Raw genomic sequence first — 20,296 nt, 5'->3', positions numbered from 1 at the left:
CGTGCGGCGTCCGCCTCTCGAAAGAGGCCTGACCCCGCCCGTCAATCTGCCCGTTCAGGCTCGTCCTTCGGGTCTTCGTCCGACCCGTTCCCGTTCGCGGAACCCGGATGATCCGTGTCCCAGGCCGCGGGCCGAAGCGATCGAAATCCCGCCAGTCGTTCGACCTCCAGGGTCCAGCGATCGGCTCTGCCGCCAGGCAGCAGGACGGTGTGTATCGCATTTTCCAGCCCGAGGGCCAAACTCAAATCGTCCGCGCTGAAAAGACCGCAGACCCGGGTCGCCTGATGCCGGGCCAGGGCCAGCAGCTTTCCGCGTCCATCCGACGCGCCGTCGCTGGCCTCGATCAGCCAGGCGGCCTTGCCCGACCGGATCGTCGCGGCCGATTTCTCGAACCCGGAGATAAGCACGCCCTCGCGTCGGGCAAGGCCCAGCTGGTCCAGACAGCGGCGCACCAACAGGCTTTCGACCGTGTCCGACAGGTCGGCGGCAGGCCGCAGCGGTGCCTTGGCCGACCGCGAGAACAGGTTCTTCTTCACCGCGGTGTCGACGGAGGCGCGCGACGCCTCCACCCACATGCCCCGGCCGGGCAGCTTGCGCCCCAGGTCGGGTGCGACGGCCCCGTCCGGGCCGGCGATGAAACGGATCAGTCGAGATTCATCCATGGCCTGGTGGGTCACCAGGTCCCGGCGCTCTCTATCGATCGTCGCGTCGCGCAGGCTCATGGACAGGGCACCGCATCACGCGTCGCGGGTCGGCTCGAGGTCGGCGACCCCGGCGTCATCGGCGGTGGCTTCGGGCGCGGCGTCTTCGAAGACGGCCTCGGGGTCGTATTCCCCTTCGGCGAACTCGCCTTCGTCCTCGTACTCCGGCTCGGGCGGCTGCGGCAGTTCCGAGGCGTCGATCCAGCCGGCGGCGACCCGCGCCTGCAGGATCAGCATTTCCGCGTCTTCCTGGGCCAGGTTGAAGCTTTCCAGAACGCCCGGCAGCTTGACCCGTTCGCCGTTCTTCATCTCGTAGCCGCCGCGGATCTCGTCGGTGGCCAGGTCGGCCAGATCCTCGACCGTCTTCACGCCGCCCTCACCCAGGGCCACGGCGATCGGCAGGGTCACGCCCGGAACGGCCAGAACGTCGTCCTGGACGCCCAGTTCGGTGCGCCGGGCATCGAGGATGGCCGACTGGCGTTCCAGATAGTCGCGGGCGCGGGCCTGCAGCTCCTCGGCCGTGTCCTCGTCGAAGCCTTCGATCTCGGCGACCTCGTAATTCTCGACGAAGGCCAGATCCTCGATCGTAGCGAAGCCTTCGGTGACCAGCAGCTGGGCGATGACCTCATCGACGTCCAGGGCTTCCTGGAACAGGGTGGTGCGCTCGCTGAACTCGCGCTGGCGACGCTCGGAGTCCTGGGATTCCGTGATGATGTCGATCTGCCAGCCGGTCAGCTGGGAGGCCAGACGCACGTTCTGGCCGCGACGGCCGATGGCCAGCGACAGCTGCTCGTCGGGCACCACGACCTCGACCCGGTCGGCTTCTTCGTCCAGCACGACCTTGGAGACTTCGGCGGGGGCCAGGGCGTTGACGATGAAGGTCGGCTCGTCGGGGTTCCACTGGATGATGTCGATCTTCTCGCCCTGCAGTTCGGCGACGACCGCCTGGACCCGCGAACCGCGCATGCCGACACAGGCGCCGACGGGATCGATGGAGGAATCGTTCGACAGCACGGCCATCTTGGCGCGCGAGCCGGCGTCGCGGGCGGCGGCGCGAATCTCGATCACGCCGTCATAGACCTCGGGCACTTCCTGGGCGAACAGCTTGGCCATGAAGCCGGGGTGGGCCCGCGACAGCATGATCTGCGGGCCCTTGGCCTCGGGACGGACATCATAGATGTAGGTGCGGATCCGGTCGCCGATGTTGAACACCTCGCGCGGGATCGACTGGTCGCGGCGCATGATGCCCTCGCCCCGGCCCAGGTCGACGATGGTGTTGCCGTATTCCACGCGCTTGACGGTGCCATTGACGATCTCGCCGACGCGGTCCTTGAACTCTTCGTACTGGTTGGCGCGCTCGGCCTCGCGGACCTTTCCGGTGATGACCTGGCGGGCCATCTGGGTCTGGACGCGGCCGAACTCGAACGGCGGCAGGTCCTCGACATACTCCTTGCCGACCACGGCTTCCGGATCGCGCCTGGAGGCGTCGGTCAGGCGAACCATGGCCGAGTCGTTGAACTCCTCCAGCTCGTCTTCCGGCATCCAGTCGTCCTCGACGATGGTGACGTGACGGGTCAGGGCCAGCTCGCCGGTCTTCGGGTCGATCCGGGCGCGGATGTCATGATGGGCGCCGTAGCGGGACTTGGCCCCCTTCTGGATCGCCTCTTCCAGGGCCTCGATCACGATCTCGCGGTCGATGTTCTTCTCCTGGGCGACCGCATTGGCGATCTGGAGCAGTTCCAGGCGATTGGCAGAAATACCGGTCACGGCCATCAGGCGTCGTCCTCAGAAGTCTTTGCGTGGGTGTCATCGGGCCCGCCTTCCGGCAGGCCGTCGTCTTCGGGTTCGCCCCGTGCGGCGCGGATCGCGGCCCCGCGCTTCAACAGGGCATCGTTCATGACCAGCTTGGCGTCCACCAGCCAGTCGAAGGGGATCAGGGCGGTATCGTCCTCGCCGTCGAGGTCGATGGCGATGCTGTCGCCGTCCGTGCCGGCCAGGATGCCCTTGAAGCGCTTGCGCCCCTCGATCATCCGGTCGCTCTCCAGCCGCGCCTCCAGCCCCTCGAACAGGTCGAAGTCCTTCAGCCGCGTCAGGGGCCGGTCGATGCCCGGCGAGGAGACTTCCAGCAGATATTCGCCCGCGATCGGGTCGGCCGCATCGAGCACTTCGGACATGGCCCGGCTCAGCCGCGCGCATTCGCCGACGTCGATGTCGTTGTCGCTGGGACGCTCGGCCATGACCTGCAGCCGGCGCCGCAGCGTCCCGCCCATCAGCCGCACGCGCACGATCGAGAGACCGATCGACTCCGCCACGGGATCGATCAGCTCAAGAATCTCGCGGTCTTCGACGGTTCTGGCGCGCAAGGGTTCGTTTCGGGCAAAAATAAAAGCGGTCGGCCCCGACGGCCGCCGCTTTGAACGACGCCGTTGGACGCCGGTCTAACGATGTGGAGGGCCGTATAGCCCCCTCCGCCCCAAAGGGAAAGGGGCCAGCCGACCGGCCCGCCCCTTCTTTCCGAATCAGCGTCCGGTGGAGCCGAAGCCGCCCGTGCCGCGCGCCGTGTCGTCCAGCGTCTCCACCTCGACGACGGTCGCCTGGGCCACCGCGGCAATGACCATCTGGGCGATCCGCTCGCCGCGCCGGACCACGAACGGCGCCTGCCCCAGGTTGATCAGTATGACCCCGACCTCGCCGCGATAGTCGCTGTCGATCGTCCCCGGCGTGTTGGGCGCGCTGATGCCATGCTTGAGCGCCAGGCCGGAGCGCGGCCGGATCTGCGCCTCCCAGCCCGGGTCCAGCGCGATCTTCAGGCCCGTGGGCACCAGGGCCCGCGCGCCCGGTTCGAGAATGATGGGCGCGTCCTCCGGCACGGCAGCCCTCAGGTCCATGCCGGCCGATCCGCCCGTCTCATAGGCGGGCAGGGCCAGACCTTCGGCATGGGGCAGGCGCAGGATGCGAAGGGTGGTCACGTCAGCGGCTCCGGGTCGGCGATGCGAAATGGTCGGCGATCCGGTCGGCCAGGCGCGCGGCGACCTCCACCTTGGACAGGCGCGGCCAGGCCTCGGCGCCCTGTTGTGTGACCAGCAGCACCGTATTGCCCTCGGCCCCGAACACGTCGCCGGACACATCGTTGCCGACGATCCAGTCGCAGCCCTTGCGGGACAGCTTGGATCGGGCGTTGACCTCCAGGTCGGCCGTCTCTGCCGCGAAGCCGATGACCAGCGGCGGCCGCATCGGCCCCGGCCTGGCCAGGCCCGCCAGGATGTCGGGATTCTCGATCAGGCTCAGCGTCGGCGGGCCGCCCGGGGCCTTCTTGATCTTGCCGCCCGCCACCGTGTCCACCCGCCAGTCCGCGACCGCGGCGCTCAGCACCGCGATATCGGCCGGAAGGGCGGCGGTGGTGGCGGCCTGCATCTGCATCGCCGTCTCGACATCGACCCGTGTCACGCCCACCGGCGCGGCCAGGCCCGTGGGCCCCGAGACCAGCGTCACCGCCGCACCCCGCGCGGCCAGAGCCGCCGCGATCGCATAGCCCTGCTTGCCGCTGGACCGATTGGTCAGCCCCCGCACCGGGTCGATCGGCTCGAAGGTCGGCCCGGCCGTCACCACGGCGCGCCGTCCGGTCAGGGCGCGCCCATCGGGCCCGGCCAGCAGACGGTCCACGGCGGCCAGGATCGCGGCCGGTTCCGCCATCCGCCCCGGCCCGAACTCTCCGCAGGCCATCTCGCCGTCGTCCGGTCCCACGATGTCCATGCCGTGAAAGCCCGAAAAGCCCTTCAGCCGCTCCACATTGGCCTGCACCGCCGGGTGCAGCCACATCCGCACATTCATGGCCGGCGCCAGCAGCACCCGCTTGTCGGTGGCCAGCAGGGTCGTGGAGGCCAGATCGTCGGCCAGGCCGTTCGCGGCCTTGCCGATCAGCCCCGCCGTCGCCGGGGCCACGACCACCAGATCGGCCCAGCGCGACAGCTCGATATGGCCCATGGCCGTCTCGTCGTCCGGCAGGAACAGGCCCATCCGCACCGGATGGCCGGTCAGGGCCGCCAGCGACAGGGGGGTGACGAAGGCCGCGCCGCTTTCGGTCAGGATCGCCCGGACCTCGGTCCCGGCCTTCTTCAGCAGCCGCACCAGTTCCAGCGCCTTGTAGGCCGCGATGCCGCCGCCGACGATCAGCAGGATTTTCCGGTCGGTCAGGGCCAGGCTGGACATGGGCCGGGTCTAGCGGCACCGGCCCATCCCGTCGAGAAGCGAAAAAAGAGAATTGCAAGATCCATACAACCTGTGGCTAACTTTGGGCTGCGTTTTTGATGGAGGGTTGAATGAGACTCAGGATCCACGGAACGGCGGCGGGCGTTGCCATGGCCAGCCTGGCCCTGCTCGGTCTGGCGGCATGCGGGAACGGCGCATCGGCGGTCGAGACGCGGGACCGGACGGCGGACGTGACCGAGGCAAAGCCGACCACCGCAACCGGCGATACCCCGGCCGGGGTCGCGACGGCCGAAGGTTCGGGCGAAAGGGCCGCCCTGACCGCCAGTCGACGAGAGACGGTCGATGCCAAGATCCAGCGCCTGTATGAGCGCAACGGCAGTGACTTCGGCGCGACGTCGGCCGAAGACTTTCTGGCCAGGGTGACCGCCTTCACCCGCCGTCCACCGTCGGACGTCGAGACGGTGTCCCGGCCCAATGGCGACACCCTGATGTATCAGGCCTCGACCAACACCTTCGCGGTGGTCGCAAGGAACGGATCGCCCCGGACCATGTTCAAGCCCGATAACGGCCCCGCCTACTGGGCCGAGCAGAAGGCGGCGGCACCGACCTTCGGTCAGCGGCGGTCCACGAACTGAAGCCTTGGCCTGACGACGCCAACGTCGTCAGGCTGAACGGTCACGGGGCTTGAGCCGGGAGAAACCGCGGGTCGCGCGGTAACGCGTCAGGCGTCCGGGTCGGTTTTGCCCGACATCTCGCGGATCATGTCCAGGGCCAGCTTCTGCTGACGACTGGACAGCTGCGGCGCGAGGCGGGAAATCTCGATCGTGTAGCGGGTCGAGGGGAACTCATGGTCGAAGGCCTGCGCGTCGCCCTCGGCCATGCCCGGCTGTCCGGCGTTCAGGCCCTGAAAGAAGTAGGCCACATCGACCTTGAAGAAGCGCGCGATGTCCCAGAGCTTGGACGCCGAGATACGGTTGGCGCCCTTCTCGTATTTCTGGATTTGCTGAAAGGTCAGACCCAGCGCGCGCCCAAGATCGCTCTGGTTGTATCCCAGACTGATGCGCTTCTCGCAGACCCGCCTGCCCACATGACGGTCCACGGGATGGGGACCGTCCTCGCCGACACCTCTAGCCATCTTTCGACTGTCTTCGCCTCGGTTGATTGTGCCGGTCCCAATGCGCTCGTATCCCGGGACTGTCATTTAAATTCTGAGAAATTGAGATTCCACGGCCGGAATTGGCCCAATTCCGGGGCGGCACGCCTTTGTTCTCAAGGCCTTGACGACGGTCCCGGCCGTCTGCGGCCCGCGCGTCCGGGGCGAACCCGGCCTTTGTCGTCCTCACCGCTCAGTGTGCCCGCCGGCGCAGAAGCGGGACCGCCAGCGGGACAAGCCCGCCGACCACCATCAGCCAGAACAGCAGGTCTCCAAGGCGGCCATAGGGCGTCTCTCCCGTGGCCAGCGGCAGAACGGCGTCGATCACCCCGCTTTCGCCGGGGTCCAGCCGCTGGCCCTCGACCACCCGCCCCCAGGGGTCGATCATCGCCGACACGCCGGTCGGGGTGGCGCGCACCACCGGCAGGCCCGTCTCGATGGCGCGATAGCTGGCCAGGTTCAGGTGCTGGATCGGGCCGGACGTGGCCCCGAACCAGGCGTCGTTCGAGACATTGGCGATCCACTGCGGGCGCCCGGCCCCGCCGGGCGTGAAGCCGGGATACAGGCTCTCGTAGCAGATCAGGGGCTGGACCCTGTCGCCGTTCGGCAGGGTGATCGGGGCCGGCCGGGGGCCGGGGCTGAAGTCCGCCGGCATATGGACCAGACTGCGGACGCCCAGCGCCCCCATCAGATCGCCCAGCGGCAGGAACTCGCCGAACGGCACCAGCCTGTATTTGTCGTAGACCGCCGCGACCCGCAGGCCGTCCGCCCCGACATCCTCCAGCGCGAACAGGCTGTTGTAGTAGCGGGCACGGCCGGCCGGTCCCGCCTCGCCGCGCGCAAATCCCGCCATCAGCGTCTGTCCGGGCTGCAGGGCCCGGGCGATCGCGGCTCCGTCCGGGGACCCGGGGCCGAAGACGTCGTTGAAGCTGGCGGGCAGGGCACCCTCCGGCCAGACGACGATATCGGGCTGTCGCGCAGCCGCCCGCCTCGTCAGGTTGACGTAGCGCTCGACGATCGAGCGATAGGCGTCGGGCGTCCATTTGGACTCCTGCTGCACATCGGCCTGGACGATGCGGACCAGGGTCGTGCCCGGCTGGACCGCCGCGCCCTGAAGTCGTCCGGCCCCAAAGACGATCAGGGCCATCAGCACGACCGCCCCTCCGGCCGCACCGCCCAGGCGCGACTTGGGTCGTCCGTTGCCGACCGCCAGACCGAACGCAGACACCGCCGCCACCGTCACGACGCCCAGTCCATAGACCCCGACGACCGAGGCGAACTGCGATCCGGCCGACCCCGCCGCCCAGCTGGCCCCGGCCGGGTTCCACGGAAAGCCCGTCAGCACATGGCCGCGCAGCCATTCGAACAGGCCGAACAGGGCGGCGAACACCAGCACCCGCCCCACGCCCGATGGCGCGAATCGACGGTAAAGCGCCGTCGCCCCGCCCCAGAACAGTCCGATACCGGCCGGCAGCAGGCTGGCGGCGAAGGGGGCCATCCAGGCCTGGGCCGGATCGACCAGGAAGGCCTCGGCCACCCACCAGCAACCGACCCCGAAATAGCCGAACCCCGCCAGCCAGCCGACCCAAAAGGCCCCGCGCATGGACGTCGACCGTTCGGCCAGCAGCATCAACAGCGGATAGCCCAGCAGTCCCGGCAGGACGCCGAACGGCGGATGCGCCACGGCCGCCAGCACGCCGGCCAGCAGGGCCAGTCCGATCCGGACGAATCGTCCGTCCGGGGTCAGGCTCGGCAGGGCTTTCGGATCAGGCGTCATGCGGCAACGTGTATGGGTCCGCGACCCCCAGCCTGGCAAGGATCGCCCGCTCCTCGGCCTCCATCGCCTCCGCCTCGGCCTCGTCCTCATGGTCGCGACCCAGCAGGTGCAGAAGCCCGTGCACCACCAGATGGGTGAGATGGTCGGTCAGGCGCTTGCCCTGCGCGGCGGCCTCGGCGGCGCAGACGCCATAGGCCAGGACGATGTCGCCCAGCGGCACCGGGTCCTGCCCTGGCATGGCCGCGGCGGGGAACGACAGCACATTGGTCGGGCGGTCCCTGTCCCGGAACCGGGCGTTCAGCTCCTGAACGGTCGCGTCGTCGCTCAACAGCACGACCACATCGCCGCTCTCGCCGTTCAGGGCGGCGGCCGCAGCCCGTTCCACCACCACCGCGACATCGTCGATCGCGTCGGTCCAGGCGTCGGTCTCGACCTCGACCTCGATCAACGGCCGGTATCCTCCGGCCCGGGTCCGGGGCGGCCCCGGGCGGCATCGGCGTCATAGGCGCGCACGATCCGTTCGACCATGGCGTGGCGCACCACGTCCTGGGCCTCGAACTCCAGCACCCCCACGCCCTTGACGTCGCGCAGGATCCGAAGCGCGTGGGCCAGGCCCGAGTCGCGGGGGTTCAGCAGGTCGATCTGCGACGGGTCCCCGGTGACGACCATGCGCGCGCCCTCGCCCAGCCGGGTCAGGACCATCTTCATCTGCAGCCGCGACGTGTTCTGTGCCTCGTCGACGATGACGAAGGCGTGGCTCAGGGTCCGGCCGCGCATGAAGGCGATGGGGGCGGCCTCGATCTCGCCCTTGTCGCGCCGCCGCTGGACGTCCTCGGGGCCGAGAATGTCGTTCAATGCCTCCCAGATCGGGGCCAGATAGGGATCGACCTTCTCGTTCAGGTCGCCGGGCAGGAAACCCAGCTTCTCGCCGGCCTCGACCGCCGGGCGGGTGATGACCAGCCGGTCCACCTGGCCCCGTCGCAACAGGGACGCGCCGTAGGCCGCGGCCAGAAACGTCTTGCCCGTCCCCGCCGGGCCGACGCCGAAGCTGAGCTCGTGACCGGCCAGGATGTCGAGATAGCGCGCCTGGGCATCGGTCTTGGGCACGATGGCCCCGCGCTTGCCGACGGGCAGGGCCATGGGGTCGTTGCTGAAGCCCTTGCCGACCCCGCGCGCCTGTCCGATGCCGGCCCGGACGTCGGCCTCGTTGACCTCCGCCCCCTTTTCGGCGCGCGTGATCAGGCCCGCGATGACCGCCCTGGCATTGGCCCGGTCCCGCGCCCCGCCGTTGATCGACACACCGCCGCCGGGGGCCTCGATCAGCACCTTGAACGCGTCCTCGATCAGGGCGACGTGGCGGCTGTTGGGCCCGATGACCGCGCGGAGCGACGCATCGTCCAGGGCCAGGAACTCGCTCTCACGCGCCAAGAAGGATGCCTTTCAGACTGTTCTGCTGACCGTGCTCGATCCGCACCGGAACGATCTGGCCGATCAGATGATCCGCGTCCTCGACATGGACCGACTGCAGATAGGGGGATCGACCGATCGCCTGGCGCCCGTGGCGGCCCTTCTTCTCGAACAGCACGTTCAGGGTCCTGCCGGCCTGGGCGGCGTTGAAGGCCGTCTGCTGTTCCAGCAGCAGGGCCTGAAGCGCATGCAGCCGGGCCAGCGCCACCTCGTGCGGCACCTGCGTCCCCATGGTCGCGGCCGGGGTGCCGGGCCGGGGCGAATACAGGAAGCTGAACGCCGAGGCGTAGCCGACGTCGCGGACCAGCCCCAGGGTGTCCTCGAAATCCCGGTCGGTCTCGCCCGGGAAGCCGACGATGAAGTCCCCGGAGATCGCGATGTCGGGCCGCGCCTCGCGGATGCGTCCGATCAGGTCGATGTAGGTTGCGCGCCCGTGCTTCCTGTTCATCGCTCTCAGGATGCGGTCCGATCCCGACTGCACCGGCAGGTGCAGATAGGGCATCAGCGCATCCACCTCCCGATGCGCCGCGATCAGGTCGTCGGACATGTCGTTGGGGTGGCTGGTCGTGTAGCGAATGCGGTCGATGCCGGGGATGTCCGCCAGGGCCCGCGCCAGCCTGGCCAGGCTCCAGATGCCGTCATCGCCCTGGCCGTCATAGGCATTCACGTTCTGACCCAGCAGGGTGACTTCGCGCACGCCCTGCAAGGCCAGGCCCCGCGCCTCGGCCAGCACATCGGCGACCGGGCGCGACCATTCGGCCCCGCGCGTATAGGGCACGACGCAGAAGCTGCAGAACTTGTCGCATCCCTCCTGCACCGTCAGGAAGGCGGTCGGCCCGTCCACGCCGCGGACCGCCGGCATGGCATCGAACTTCTCGTTCGGTGCGAAATCCGCGCCGATCCGCTCGCCCCGCGCCCGCGCCGTCCGGGTCAGCAGTTCCGGCAGCTGGTGATAGGCCTGGGGTCCGACGACGATGTCCACCGCCGGCTGGCGACGCATGATCTCCTCGCCCTCGGCCTGGGCGACGCAACCGGCCACCGCGATCGTCATGGCCCCGCCGCCCGAAGCCGCCTTGTCCAGCTTCATCAGCCGCAGCTTGCCCAGTTCGGAATAGACCTTCTCGGCCGCCTTCTCACGGATGTGGCAGGTGTTCAGGATGACGAAGTCGGCGCCCTCGGGCGTGTCCGTCGGCACATAGCCCAGCGGGCGCAGCACATCGGTCATGCGCTCGCTGTCATAGACGTTCATCTGGCAGCCATAGGTCTTGATGAACAGCCGCTTCGGCGCCGGATCAGGCGCGGCCGTCTCGACCAGGGGCGGAGCGAGGGTCTCGGTCATGGCGGGCTTATGATCGCCGATCCCGGCGACCGCAAGGCGAGGCTTCAGGACAGCCCTTCGGGGTTCACCCGCGCGGCATTGCGCGTGAAGATCAGCCCCTCGCGCTTGGACGGCTCGGCCCCTTCGATGGCCTTGCCGTAGAGCTCCAGCTTGTGCCCGACCAGTTCAAAGCCCAGCCGTTCGGCGATCTCGGTCTTCAGCCGTTCGATCTCTGCGTCGAAGAACTCGATGACCTCCCCGGTGCGCGTGTCGATCAGGTGATCGTGATGGTCGTCGCCGGCCTCTTCGTAGCGCGACCGGCCGTCGCCGAAATCGTGCTTCTCGACCACCCCGGCCTCCTCGAACAGGCGCACGGTGCGATAGACGGTGGCGATCGAGATGTGCGGATCGATGGCGGAGGCGCGGCGGTACAGCTCCTCGACGTCCGGATGGTCCTCGGCATTGCCCAGGACGCGGGCGATCACGCGCCGCTGTTCGGTCATGCGCATGCCGCGCTCGGCGCAGAGTTTCTCGATCCGGTCCATGGTCTTGCAGAATAGGGCCGCGATCACGCGGTGGGAAGGCTCGCCGGCAAGTTGAGAACCAGTAGCAGCGCATCGACCGCCGGGCCGTCCGGGCGGGCATAGTAGCGGGGTCGCCGCCCGGCCGGCTCGAACCCGAGGCGGTCATACAGCGCCCGCGCCGCCGCATTGTCCTCGGCCACCTCCAGAAACAGCCGCGTCGCCCCCATCCCCGCCGCTCGCCGGGACACGGCCTCGACCAGGCGCGAGGCAAGGCCGTTGCGACGCGCCGGGGGCCGGACCGCCAGCGTCAGGATCTCCGCCTCGTCGGCCGCCAGCCGAATCAGGACGAATCCGTCGGCCCCGGCCTCCAGAAGCACGCCCGGCTGCGCAAGCAGATCGGTGAAGGCCGAAACCGACCAGGGCGCGTCGAACGCCTCGGCATGAAGCGTGGCCAGGGCCCCGGCCAGGTCGGTCGGACCGGTCATGCGCCGGAAAGGGGGGCCACGGGTCGTGCCTGTCCGGGCAGTCGGGTCGGGGGTGTGGCATCGGGCGCGCGCAGATACAGGGGCCGGGGCGGGTGGTCGCCGGGCGTCAGACCTTCGGTCAGGGCGGCAAGCGCCTCGGGCGAAAGCGATGGGGCTGGTCGGGCCGACGGGTCGATCAGGGCCGCGCCCGACCCGACCAGTCGCCATGGCCCGCCCCGGGCCAGCACGGCGATCGCCGTCGCGAGCTCCAGCGCTTGCGGGTCGGACGCCGCGCGGCCGTCGACGAAGGTCTGCAGATAGACCTGACCGCGCCGCGCATCGATGACGGCGGCGGTCGTTCCGTGTCCCTGATCGGCGCTCCTCGCCAGGGCCGCCAGCGTCGATACGCCCACGACGGGCCGATCCAGCGCCGCGCCCAGACCCTGGGCGAACGCCAGCCCGACCCGCAGCCCCGTGAACGACCCCGGACCGACGGTGACCCCGATCCGGTCGATCGCCTCGAACCCGCCGCCGGCCTCGGCCACCGCATCGCGCACGAAGCCGCCCAGCCGCTCGGAATGGCCGCGCGCCATGACCTCGGACCGGATACCCAGCCTCGCCCCGTTCTCGAACACCGCGGCGGTACAGGACTCCAGCGCCGTATCGATCACCAGCACCCTCATGCCCGGACCTCCGGCGTCAGGGGCGCAGGGCGAACGCCCGGACGATCCGGACGGGCGACGGGAACGGGATTTCGGAAGAACGGGGCCACGCCCGACCATGCCCCAGCCGCGCCGCCCGGGCGAGCCGTTTCGAACGGCCCACCCGGCGTAACCCGTCCTTAAGCGCCACTGTGGCACACCGGGGACCATGAACCGTCGCGCCCTGCTCGCCGCCCCCCTGGCCCTCGCGGCCACGCCCGCCCTCGCCTCCGAGGGCGGCGGAGCGCCGGCCAGCACCTATCTGCGCTACCCCACCATTACGGCCAATACCTTCCGGCCCGACGGTCGCCGCGGCGTGATGACGATCGAGGCCGGCGTCGATGTCGCCGACCCCGCCCTGCTTCTGCGGGCCCGGCAGTCCGAGCCCCGCGTCCGCGCCGTCTTCGCCATCCTCGCCCAGCGCGAGGCCGCGACCCTGCTCCCCGGCCAGCCCCCCAATGTCGACCGCCTGTCGCGCCAGTATCAATCGGCCATGAACATCATCCTCGGCCAGCGCGGCGCGACCCTGCTGCTCGGCACCGTGATGGTGCTCTGACGGCCCTAAGGCCTGCCCGACTGCGGACGCTGACTTCGTCGGCTATGGGTGGTGGGCTCAACCGGTGAACGCAACACGCCAGCTTTTCTTCGGAGATGGAGCGTGGGCGATGAAGTAGCGGCGGCGGATCTATTGTCCGGATCGGACACGGGGTCGTTCATCGGCCGACCGATCCCGGCGACCCGACGGCCGTCCCCGCTCGAGCCTCTTCCCTACTGCCTACTGCCCACTGCCCAAACCCTAGTCCTTCGTCGGGCTGACCGCGGTCGCATCGCCATAGGTCAGGGCCAAAAAGACGTCTTCCAGGTCCGGATCCTCGGTGGTGATGTCCGAGATCGTGATTCCGGCCGCGCGCACGGCGGCCAGAACCTGTTCCACCGACGACTGGCCCTTGCGATAGGTGATGGCGAAGGCCCCGTTGGGCCGGGCCAGGACCTCGAACCCGGCCACGACCGGCGGGCCGTCCAGCGGGTGTTCCGGGGTCACCACGACATTGCGCGTATCCAGCCGCCGCAGCAGCTGGGGCGTCGGCTCGCAGGCCACGACCTGTCCCCGGTTCATGATGGCGATGGTGTCGCAGAGCGCCTGCGCCTCCTCCAGATAGTGGGTGGTCAAAAGGATGGTCACGCCCTCGGCATTGATGCGCCGGACATACTCCCACAGCTGGCGACGCAGCTCGACGTCCACGCCGGCGGTCGGCTCGTCCAGGATCAGGATGGGCGGATTGTGGACCAGGGCCTTGGCCACCATCAGTCGGCGCTTCATCCCGCCCGACAGGGCCCGCACATAGGCATTGGCCTTGTCCGACAGGCCCAGCGCCGCCAGCAGCTCGTCGGACCGCCGCTCCGACTTCGGCACGCCATAGAACCCCGCCTGCACCTCCAGCGCCTCGCGCGGGGTGAAGAAGACGTCGGCCACGATCTCCTGCGGCACCACGCCCAGCGCCGCCCGGGCATCGCGCGGCCGCGCGTCGATGTCCCGCCCCCAGATGGCGGCCGTCCCGCCGGTCTTGTTGACCACCCCCGCCAGGATGTTGATCAGCGTCGACTTGCCCGCGCCATTGGGCCCCAGCAGGCCGAACATCGAGCCTCTGGGGATGACCAGATCGACGCCGCGCAGGGCCGTCTTGGGCGGGGACTTCCTGGACCCGGCATAGGTCTTTTCCAGCCCGTGCACCTCGATGGCATTGGCGGGCAGGGGCTCGGTCTGGGTCATAAGGGACTTTCGGCGGGAGGCGTGGCCGTCTAACTAGGCTCCGGGCCTCCCCTCGCCAAGACCACGGATCCGATCATGCCCCCGCGCCACCCCGAAACCCTCGTCGCCCCGCCCGAACAGATCGTGGTCTCGACCAGACGGGTCGCCTGCGACGGCGGCGGGGTCCTGGGTCATCCGCTGGTCTATCTGGACATGGGGGCGGCGGATTTCGTCGAGTGCGGCTATTGCGACCGCCGCTTCGTCCTGTCGCCCGACCACCACGCCGAAAGCGACTACCTCGACCCCGCCGCAAGGCCGCCCGAGGGGCATTGACGTCAGACGGCCTGCCCCGCGACCCAGCCCGACGACCACGCCCACTGGAAATTGTACCCGCCCAGCCAGCCGGTGATGTCGACGACCTCGCCGATGAAATACAGGCCCGGCACGGACTTCGCCGCCATGGTCTGCTGGTCCAGCGGGTCGGTGGCGACCCCGCCCAGGGTGACCTCGGCGGTGCGATAGCCTTCGGAGCCCACCGGCTTGAAGGTCCAGGCGTTCACCGCCGCGTCCAGCCGCGCCAGGACCCTGTCGCCGACCTCGGCCAGTTTGCCGTCGGCGCCCTCGCGCGCCGTCAGCACCTCGGCCAGGCGGCGCGGCACGATGTGGCCCAGCGCCGTGCGCACCGCCTGTTTGCCGCCGTTCTCGGCCTTGGCCGCCTTCAGCCGCTCCAGCACCGGCACGCCCGGGGCCATCCGGACCGTGATCGCCTCCCCCTCGCGCCAGTAGGAGCTGATCTGCAGGATCGCCGGGCCCGATAGTCCGCGGTGGGTGAACAGGACCGCCTCCTCGAACCGGGTCTTGCCGGTCGAGACCACGGCGTCCACCGCCACCCCGGCCAGCGGCGTCGTCTGTTCCAGCAGCCCGGCCTCGAACGTCAGCGGCACCAGGGCCGGCCGCGTCTCCGTCACCCGCAGCCCGAACTGGCGCGCCAGGTCATAGCCCCAGCCCGTCGCCCCCATCTTCGGGATCGACTTGCCCCCCGTCGCCACCACCAGAGAGGCGCATCGCACCGCCGTCCCGTCCGACAGGGTCAGGGCGAAGCCGTCCCCCTCGCGCGCCACCGCCTCCACACCGGTGCCCAGCCGCAGGCTCACCCCCGCCTCTCTCATCGCATCGGTCAGCATCCGCACGATCTGCCGGGCCGAGTCGTCGCAGAACAGCTGGCCCAGGGTCTTTTCGTGCCAGGCGATCCCCGCCCGGTCGACGCGCCGGACGAAGTCCTGAACCGTGAACCGCCCCAGGGCCGAGGCCGCGAACCGGGGGTTCTCGCCCAGGAAGTTGGCGACCGTCGTCCCCGTATTGGTGAAGTTGCACCGCCCGCCACCCGAGATGCGGATCTTCTCGCCCGGCGCCCTGGCGTGGTCGACGACCAGCACGGCGCGCCCGCGCCGGCCCGCCTCGGCCGCGCACAGCATCCCCGCCGCGCCCGCGCCCACCACCACAACGTCCCAGCTTCCGGTCTTCATCCGCAGGCTCCTAGCACATCGACAGCCCCGGTCGCCCCGCCGGCCAGTCCAGCATCCGGATGCGCGGCCCCTCACCCCCCGACCGGTCGATCAGCAGGTCCGTCAGCGCCCAGACCAGGGCGTCCGCCCGGTCCAGGCCCCACGCACCGCCATCCTCGCCCCCGATCGCCATCAGCTCCTCCTCCAGCGCCCCCAGCCCCGGCGCATGGGTGACCCGCCCCTGTTCGTACAGGGCCGCCACCGGCTCGGCCCGGATCCGCTTGCCCTTGGTCGCCCGCACCTCGCGGATGCGCACCGAACAGCCCGCGGTCTTCAGCACCGCCCGCACCATCTCGCCGCCTTGGTTGACCTCGACCACCAGGGCGATCGCGCCGAACGCCTCGGCCGCCCGCACCGCCCGTCGCGCCCAGCCGTCCGGCCCCAGCCCCGCCACCGAGCGATCCGCCAGCACATGGGCCCGGTCCCCCGCGCGCGCTGCGACCACGATGCCACAGGCATTCCCCCCCGCCGTCGTCGTCGGATCGATCGCCACCACGATGCGGTCGAAGCCCACCCCGCCGTCGCCTGCGTCCGGTGAGTCACCCCCGGGGGTCCGGGGGCTCAAGTAGCCCGAAGGGCGGTAGCCCCCGGCGGGATGCGAGCGCGCTCGCGCGAGCATCTCCGCAGAAAAAAGCGCCCCCTCGACGTCCACCACCCGCCCCTCCAGCTCCTGCGCGGCCTTCCGCGTCCCGCCGTACAGCCGCTCCAGCCCCTCGACGAAGCCCGCCGCCAGGTTCTCTGCATTGTCCCGTGTCGCCGCATGGGTCTGGACCAGCCCCGGCTCGGCCCGCAGGTCCCTCAGCGCCCCGATCGGCTTGGGCGTCGTCGTCACCACCAGCCGGGGCCGCTCGCCCAGCCGCAACCCCATCCGCAGCAGGGCCAGGGTCGCCCCCGGCCCGCCCCGCCCGCCCCGTCCGCCTCTGGGCCAGGCACAGAACTCGTCCGCCCAGGCCGCCGCGAACTGAGGCCCCCGCAGGGCTTCCGGGTCCTCGGCCGAGAAGGCCTGCGCCACCGCCCCGTTCGGAAACACCAGCCGCTTCCGCGACGGTTCGAACACCGGCCGCACCCCGCACCATTTCGGATCGTTCCACCGCGCCAGCGAGGCGATCCCCGACACCCCCTCGACCATCACCTCGCGCACGTCGTGCAGACTGCCCCCGATCAGCGCCAGCCGCCCCCCGGCCCCCAGCCTCTCCGCCTGATCCGCCAACCACACCGCCCCCGCCAGCGTCTTCCCCGCCCCTCGTCCCCCCAGAAACAGCCACGTCGTCCAGTCCCCCGCCGGCGCCCTCTGCGCGTCGCGCAGCACAGGCTCGCACTTCTCCTCCCCCTCTTGGGGGAGGGGGACCGCCGAAGGCGGTGGAGGGGGCAACGCCCCACGCTCTTTCAACCGCCTTATCCCCCGCGCGCTCTGCGTCAGCGCCAGAAAGTCCGGCAGCCGCCCCTCGTCCGCCGCCCGCCGCGCGCTTTCCAGCGCCCGCGCCTCGGACCCCTCCAGGTCCAGAGGATCAAAGGCGAACCCCCGCGCCACCACGGGATCGGGCGCGGGCGTGATCGGCGGCGGCTGCGACCAGCGATAGACCGCCCCCGGCCGGTCCTTCTTGCGATAGCCCCGGTTCCGCGCCTGCCAGGCCACGGCCTCCACGCTGACCCCGTGCTCGTCCGCCAGTTCGCTCGCGACCTCCCCGGCCACATAGCGTTCCAAGAGCGCGATCCACACCGGGTCCTCCAGCTTCGATCGCCCCGGCCGTCCTGTCCCCATGGAGGCATTCTATGGCACCCCGCATACAGGGCGCGTTCAGCCCCGCCCTGGCGACCCCACCCCCTGAAATCAAAGCGTAATTCCGCCCCATCGCGGACAACCCGGACGCTCCGAACGGACACACCAATCCTCCCCCATCGGGGGAGGGGGACCGCCGAAGGCGGTGGAGGGGGCCAGGGCCCCCGGGTCTTCAGGTGAAAGCGCCTCGTCCGCCCTGCGAAGGCGTTGTCATCCGTGCCGAAGCGCCTTTGTCATCCCCGCGAAAGCGGGGACGCATCCAGGTCGAGCGCGGCACCGGCCTCCAGCCCGAGACGGTGTGGGGGTGGGCGCTGAAGCCGGCGAGGCACCCGGCGGGGGTGTGAAGGGGACGATTCGCATGAAGCTATATCGTCCTTTTAAAGGGCGTCCCGATGCTCTTCGACGGAGCAGTTACCGTCGCCGACGTCGGAACCGCTCCAGCCGAAGGCGAACCAGTTGACCCCAACGAGCGCATCATTTGTCGAGCTTCGACGGCTGAGGCGTATTCTTTCGTATTTGGAACACGCAATCGCTGGGAGTCGAGGTCGGTCAAGTAATCAACGAAGCGGCGCCGAAGGGATATGAAAGAGGCGGACGTTGCAGTTGTGCGATCATCTCTAATAGCGTTGAAAACGGTCCGACTGTTCAAACCCGTTGCCATTGCCATTTGCTCCAAATAAACATCCGAAGTCCGCACCAGATCGATATGCGCTAATCCACTTTCCGTAATTGCAACCCTGTTGCCAAGTACGAGCTGCTCCACATTGGGGTCCAACGCTTCAATCAATCCGCGGTCGGCAAGTCGCTGACAAATCAAGAGTGTCTGGTCAGGATGCGCCCCTGCTGGCTCAAAAAATGCGGACAACTCGCCGATAGTCCAATGCCTGGAGTCCACGCTATCCAGACGCGAATTCGCCAACCGGGCCTTCAGTGTGTGAATTATATAGAGCGCCAATAGTGGAGATGAGGGCCACGATGGATCTGTCCAAAAAAGATTGTAGACAAATTCATTCTCCCGTGGAGAGTACCTATCGTTCTCACCCTTTATTATTGCACGATGTATTCTAAGTATTTCCCCTCGTCCGGGAGAAATCCCAAACGATCCCCTTAAAACGTCATCAATCTTAATTTCTGGAGACAGAAATATTCTCTCTGCTATTTTTAGCATTCGCCGAATGTCAAAATTCGCGAGCCTGCCTATCAAGCCTGACACAAAGTCGTTTGATACGAATATCCTCTCCACTGCTTGGGCAAACTTATCAATACTCTCCAGTTTAACGCGGAAACCTCGCATGGAGAAATACTCTTTGGCCATTGCGGGATCGGCGTTAAGTTTCAATTTGACGTAATCGATCCTCTTCTGAAGTATTTGTTTTGCCTCCGGAACGGGAAGGTAGAAGCTCTTCGCTTCATAACTTTGCAGGGCACCCGATTTTGATAGGCGCCAAACAGTTCGATCTGTGATCGGAACGATATTAAGAGCAACAGTTACAAGCGAAAGAGAGTTGGCAAGCTGGAAGATCGAATCTTGAACATTTGCGGGAAACTGGTCAGCATTATCGAATATTATTATAGGTAGTTTCTTATCAGACTTTACGGCTTTATTTAATAGCGCGTGAACATAGCGCTCAGGGGTCGTCTCACGGATGGTCTCTATCGTCTCGCCAAACTTGATGCGGAAAGCGTCTGGGTCCTTCGCGTAGAGGGGCGCAAGCGGGCCGTTTTTCAGCCGATTATAGTCGGACCAAAATACACCCCTGAGCTCGTCGAATGTCGGAGACTCACCTGAACCGATCAGAACATCTAACCGGTCCCGTATTTGGCGAATGGCCCATCCGGGTACTTGGTCCTTGTCGCTCTCCGGGACAGCCTCAAGAGGGATTCTGAGCACTAAGCACTGCTTCGAGAGCCAAGCCGGTATCACGTCGGCAAAAAACCGGGTCAAAAATGTAGATTTTCCAGAGCCTTTATTGCCAATCAGCAAAATTCGCTCGGAACGCATCATATTGACTGATCTCTCGATTTCGTCCGTTAATGCCGTGCTGTTACCCGTGTCGATGGTCTCAATGCCATTGAGCAGCTTCTGTGCAATTTTTTGAAGCTCGATGTCCGCCTTTCTGCTTTCAGAACTTTCAACAAAACACGCCTTAATCATCTCAGGATCTGAGTCTGAAGTGATATTGGAGAAAAACTGGGCAAACAGAAGGGAAGCGTCCTCAGACAACGTATTTCTAGGGAGCATCCTCGCCTCGTCAGGAGGCGAAACGACTATCTGTTCTTCCTCGAAAGCTGCCCGAATACCTTCAGCTCTGTTAAGTTGGACTAGGTTTAGACGGTCTTTCATCCCCGAAGGACTTAAGAGGTCATGGAAGCGGGGGAACTCATTCGCGATAGAGGCAAGGGATGGAAAAAGTATTCCCTTGCCGTCTCCTATTTCTAGGCCATCCCTACGATTAGTCTGAAAGAAGAGCCAAGTCCTTCCATCGGTCACGCACGCGGTGGAAACACTTTTAATAGACGCGTATCCGGCAGCTTGCCTAATGGGGTCCGTAATGTGTTTCAGTACGCTTCCCGATAACACCAAAGCAGCTACTTTTGTGGATGCCGTTCCTAACGTGAGCTTACCGACCCGTTTCGCCTCGATTATCGACACCGCCCGGCCATCTATCGTACGAAGCGTGTAATCTACAAATCCGTCTTTGACGGACTCCTCCGTGTCGATGCTGTCGTTTGGCCATTCGAGCACCTCCATCAGTATTCGATCGAGAATTTTGAACCGCGTGTCGGCCTCGTTAAGGGGCTTATCTAAGAGCCGCTGGAGTTCGGGCATCAACGCAACGAACCGTCGTTGCGCATCATCAATGTCTAAAGACAACGCATGCTCCCA

The 20,296-nt window shown here is 67.6% G+C and carries 20 protein-coding genes; 3 read left to right on the top strand and 17 right to left on the bottom strand.

Translation table 11 applies throughout. The features are described 5' to 3' along the window. Positions 1-41: 41 nt before the first annotated feature. From O3139_RS01200 to coaBC, 5 genes are all read right to left on the bottom strand, one after another. The gene (locus O3139_RS01200) at positions 42-722 is read right to left on the bottom strand and encodes an RNA-binding protein (RefSeq protein WP_269515074.1); all 681 of its coding nucleotides are present in this window, start codon (positions 720-722) and stop codon (positions 42-44) included. A gap of 15 nt (positions 723-737) precedes the next feature. After that, the gene (nusA, locus tag O3139_RS01195; RefSeq protein WP_269515073.1) at positions 738-2,474 is read right to left on the bottom strand and encodes a transcription termination factor NusA; all 1,737 of its coding nucleotides are present in this window, start codon (positions 2,472-2,474) and stop codon (positions 738-740) included. Continuing rightward, positions 2,474-3,064 (bottom strand): ribosome maturation factor RimP, encoded by a 591-nt coding sequence (gene rimP, locus O3139_RS01190; protein WP_269515072.1) that lies wholly within the window; start codon positions 3,062-3,064, stop codon positions 2,474-2,476. Before rimP ends, nusA begins: the two co-directional genes overlap by 1 nt. Before the next feature lie 156 nt (positions 3,065-3,220). Then, the gene (gene dut, locus O3139_RS01185; protein ID WP_269515071.1) at positions 3,221-3,670 is read right to left on the bottom strand and encodes a dUTP diphosphatase; all 450 of its coding nucleotides are present in this window, start codon (positions 3,668-3,670) and stop codon (positions 3,221-3,223) included. A 1-nt stretch (position 3,671) separates the two neighbouring features. After that, a complete protein-coding gene (gene coaBC / locus O3139_RS01180) occupies positions 3,672-4,910 on the bottom strand; it encodes a bifunctional phosphopantothenoylcysteine decarboxylase/phosphopantothenate--cysteine ligase CoaBC (protein WP_269515070.1) in 1,239 nt (412 codons plus the stop codon). Positions 4,911-5,020: 110 nt separating this feature from the next. On the opposite strand from coaBC, the gene O3139_RS01175 reads away from it, so the two are divergent. Further along, positions 5,021-5,545, top strand: a complete 525-nt coding sequence (locus O3139_RS01175; protein ID WP_269515069.1) for an S-type pyocin family protein — start codon at positions 5,021-5,023, stop codon at positions 5,543-5,545. Between the two features lie 86 nt (positions 5,546-5,631). On the opposite strand, the gene O3139_RS01170 is transcribed toward O3139_RS01175, so the two are convergent. The 8 genes from O3139_RS01170 to tsaB form a co-directional block, all read right to left on the bottom strand. Further along, complete coding sequence (locus tag O3139_RS01170) at positions 5,632-6,045, bottom strand: helix-turn-helix domain-containing protein (protein WP_269515068.1); 414 nt, start codon at positions 6,043-6,045, stop codon at positions 5,632-5,634. A gap of 211 nt (positions 6,046-6,256) precedes the next feature. Next, positions 6,257-7,840, bottom strand: coding sequence for an apolipoprotein N-acyltransferase (gene lnt / locus O3139_RS01165; RefSeq protein ID WP_269515067.1), 1,584 nt, complete (start codon positions 7,838-7,840; stop codon positions 6,257-6,259). After that, complete coding sequence (gene ybeY, locus O3139_RS01160; RefSeq protein WP_269515066.1) at positions 7,830-8,288, bottom strand: rRNA maturation RNase YbeY; 459 nt, start codon at positions 8,286-8,288, stop codon at positions 7,830-7,832. The genes lnt and ybeY overlap by 11 nt, the downstream gene beginning before the upstream one ends. Continuing rightward, a complete protein-coding gene (locus O3139_RS01155; protein ID WP_269515065.1) occupies positions 8,285-9,268 on the bottom strand; it encodes a PhoH family protein in 984 nt (327 codons plus the stop codon). Before O3139_RS01155 ends, ybeY begins: the two co-directional genes overlap by 4 nt. After that, positions 9,258-10,646, bottom strand: coding sequence for a tRNA (N6-isopentenyl adenosine(37)-C2)-methylthiotransferase MiaB (gene miaB / locus O3139_RS01150; protein ID WP_269515064.1), 1,389 nt, complete (start codon positions 10,644-10,646; stop codon positions 9,258-9,260). The genes O3139_RS01155 and miaB overlap by 11 nt, the downstream gene beginning before the upstream one ends. Positions 10,647-10,690: 44 nt before the next feature. Then, positions 10,691-11,170: a Fur family transcriptional regulator gene (locus O3139_RS01145; RefSeq protein ID WP_269516509.1), complete on the bottom strand. Its 480-nt coding sequence runs from the start codon at positions 11,168-11,170 to the stop codon at positions 10,691-10,693. A gap of 23 nt (positions 11,171-11,193) precedes the next feature. Further along, a complete protein-coding gene (locus O3139_RS01140; protein WP_269515063.1) occupies positions 11,194-11,634 on the bottom strand; it encodes a GNAT family N-acetyltransferase in 441 nt (146 codons plus the stop codon). Then, complete coding sequence (gene tsaB / locus O3139_RS01135) at positions 11,631-12,296, bottom strand: tRNA (adenosine(37)-N6)-threonylcarbamoyltransferase complex dimerization subunit type 1 TsaB (protein ID WP_269515062.1); 666 nt, start codon at positions 12,294-12,296, stop codon at positions 11,631-11,633. Before tsaB ends, O3139_RS01140 begins: the two co-directional genes overlap by 4 nt. Before the next feature lie 187 nt (positions 12,297-12,483). Between tsaB and O3139_RS01130 the strand changes: the two genes are divergently transcribed. After that, positions 12,484-12,870, top strand: a complete 387-nt coding sequence (locus O3139_RS01130) for a Tat pathway signal protein (protein ID WP_269515061.1) — start codon at positions 12,484-12,486, stop codon at positions 12,868-12,870. Positions 12,871-13,110: 240 nt separating this feature from the next. Here the strand turns inward: O3139_RS01130 and O3139_RS01125 are convergent, their stop codons facing one another. Continuing rightward, the gene (locus O3139_RS01125; RefSeq protein WP_269515060.1) at positions 13,111-14,085 is read right to left on the bottom strand and encodes an ABC transporter ATP-binding protein; all 975 of its coding nucleotides are present in this window, start codon (positions 14,083-14,085) and stop codon (positions 13,111-13,113) included. A gap of 75 nt (positions 14,086-14,160) precedes the next feature. Between O3139_RS01125 and O3139_RS01120 the strand changes: the two genes are divergently transcribed. Continuing rightward, positions 14,161-14,397 (top strand): zinc-finger domain-containing protein, encoded by a 237-nt coding sequence (locus O3139_RS01120; protein WP_269515059.1) that lies wholly within the window; start codon positions 14,161-14,163, stop codon positions 14,395-14,397. Positions 14,398-14,399: 2 nt separating this feature from the next. Here the strand turns inward: O3139_RS01120 and O3139_RS01115 are convergent, their stop codons facing one another. The 3 genes from O3139_RS01115 to O3139_RS01105 form a co-directional block, all read right to left on the bottom strand. Further along, positions 14,400-15,590, bottom strand: coding sequence for an NAD(P)/FAD-dependent oxidoreductase (locus O3139_RS01115; RefSeq protein ID WP_269515058.1), 1,191 nt, complete (start codon positions 15,588-15,590; stop codon positions 14,400-14,402). 10 nt (positions 15,591-15,600) lie between these two features. Beyond that, a complete protein-coding gene (locus O3139_RS01110; RefSeq protein WP_269515057.1) occupies positions 15,601-17,391 on the bottom strand; it encodes a DNA-packaging protein in 1,791 nt (596 codons plus the stop codon). A gap of 382 nt (positions 17,392-17,773) precedes the next feature. Beyond that, positions 17,774-20,239 carry a hypothetical protein gene (locus tag O3139_RS01105; RefSeq protein ID WP_269515056.1) on the bottom strand — a complete coding sequence of 822 codons (2,466 nt, stop codon included), beginning with the start codon at positions 20,237-20,239 and terminating at the stop codon, positions 17,774-17,776. Positions 20,240-20,296: the final 57 nt, after the last annotated feature.

It is taken from the genome of Brevundimonas subvibrioides (genome assembly GCF_027271155.1).
Lineage (GTDB): Bacteria > Pseudomonadota > Alphaproteobacteria > Caulobacterales > Caulobacteraceae > Brevundimonas > Brevundimonas subvibrioides_D.
Note: the sequence above shows the minus strand (reverse complement) of the source record. Positions and strands in the feature narration are given on the sequence as shown.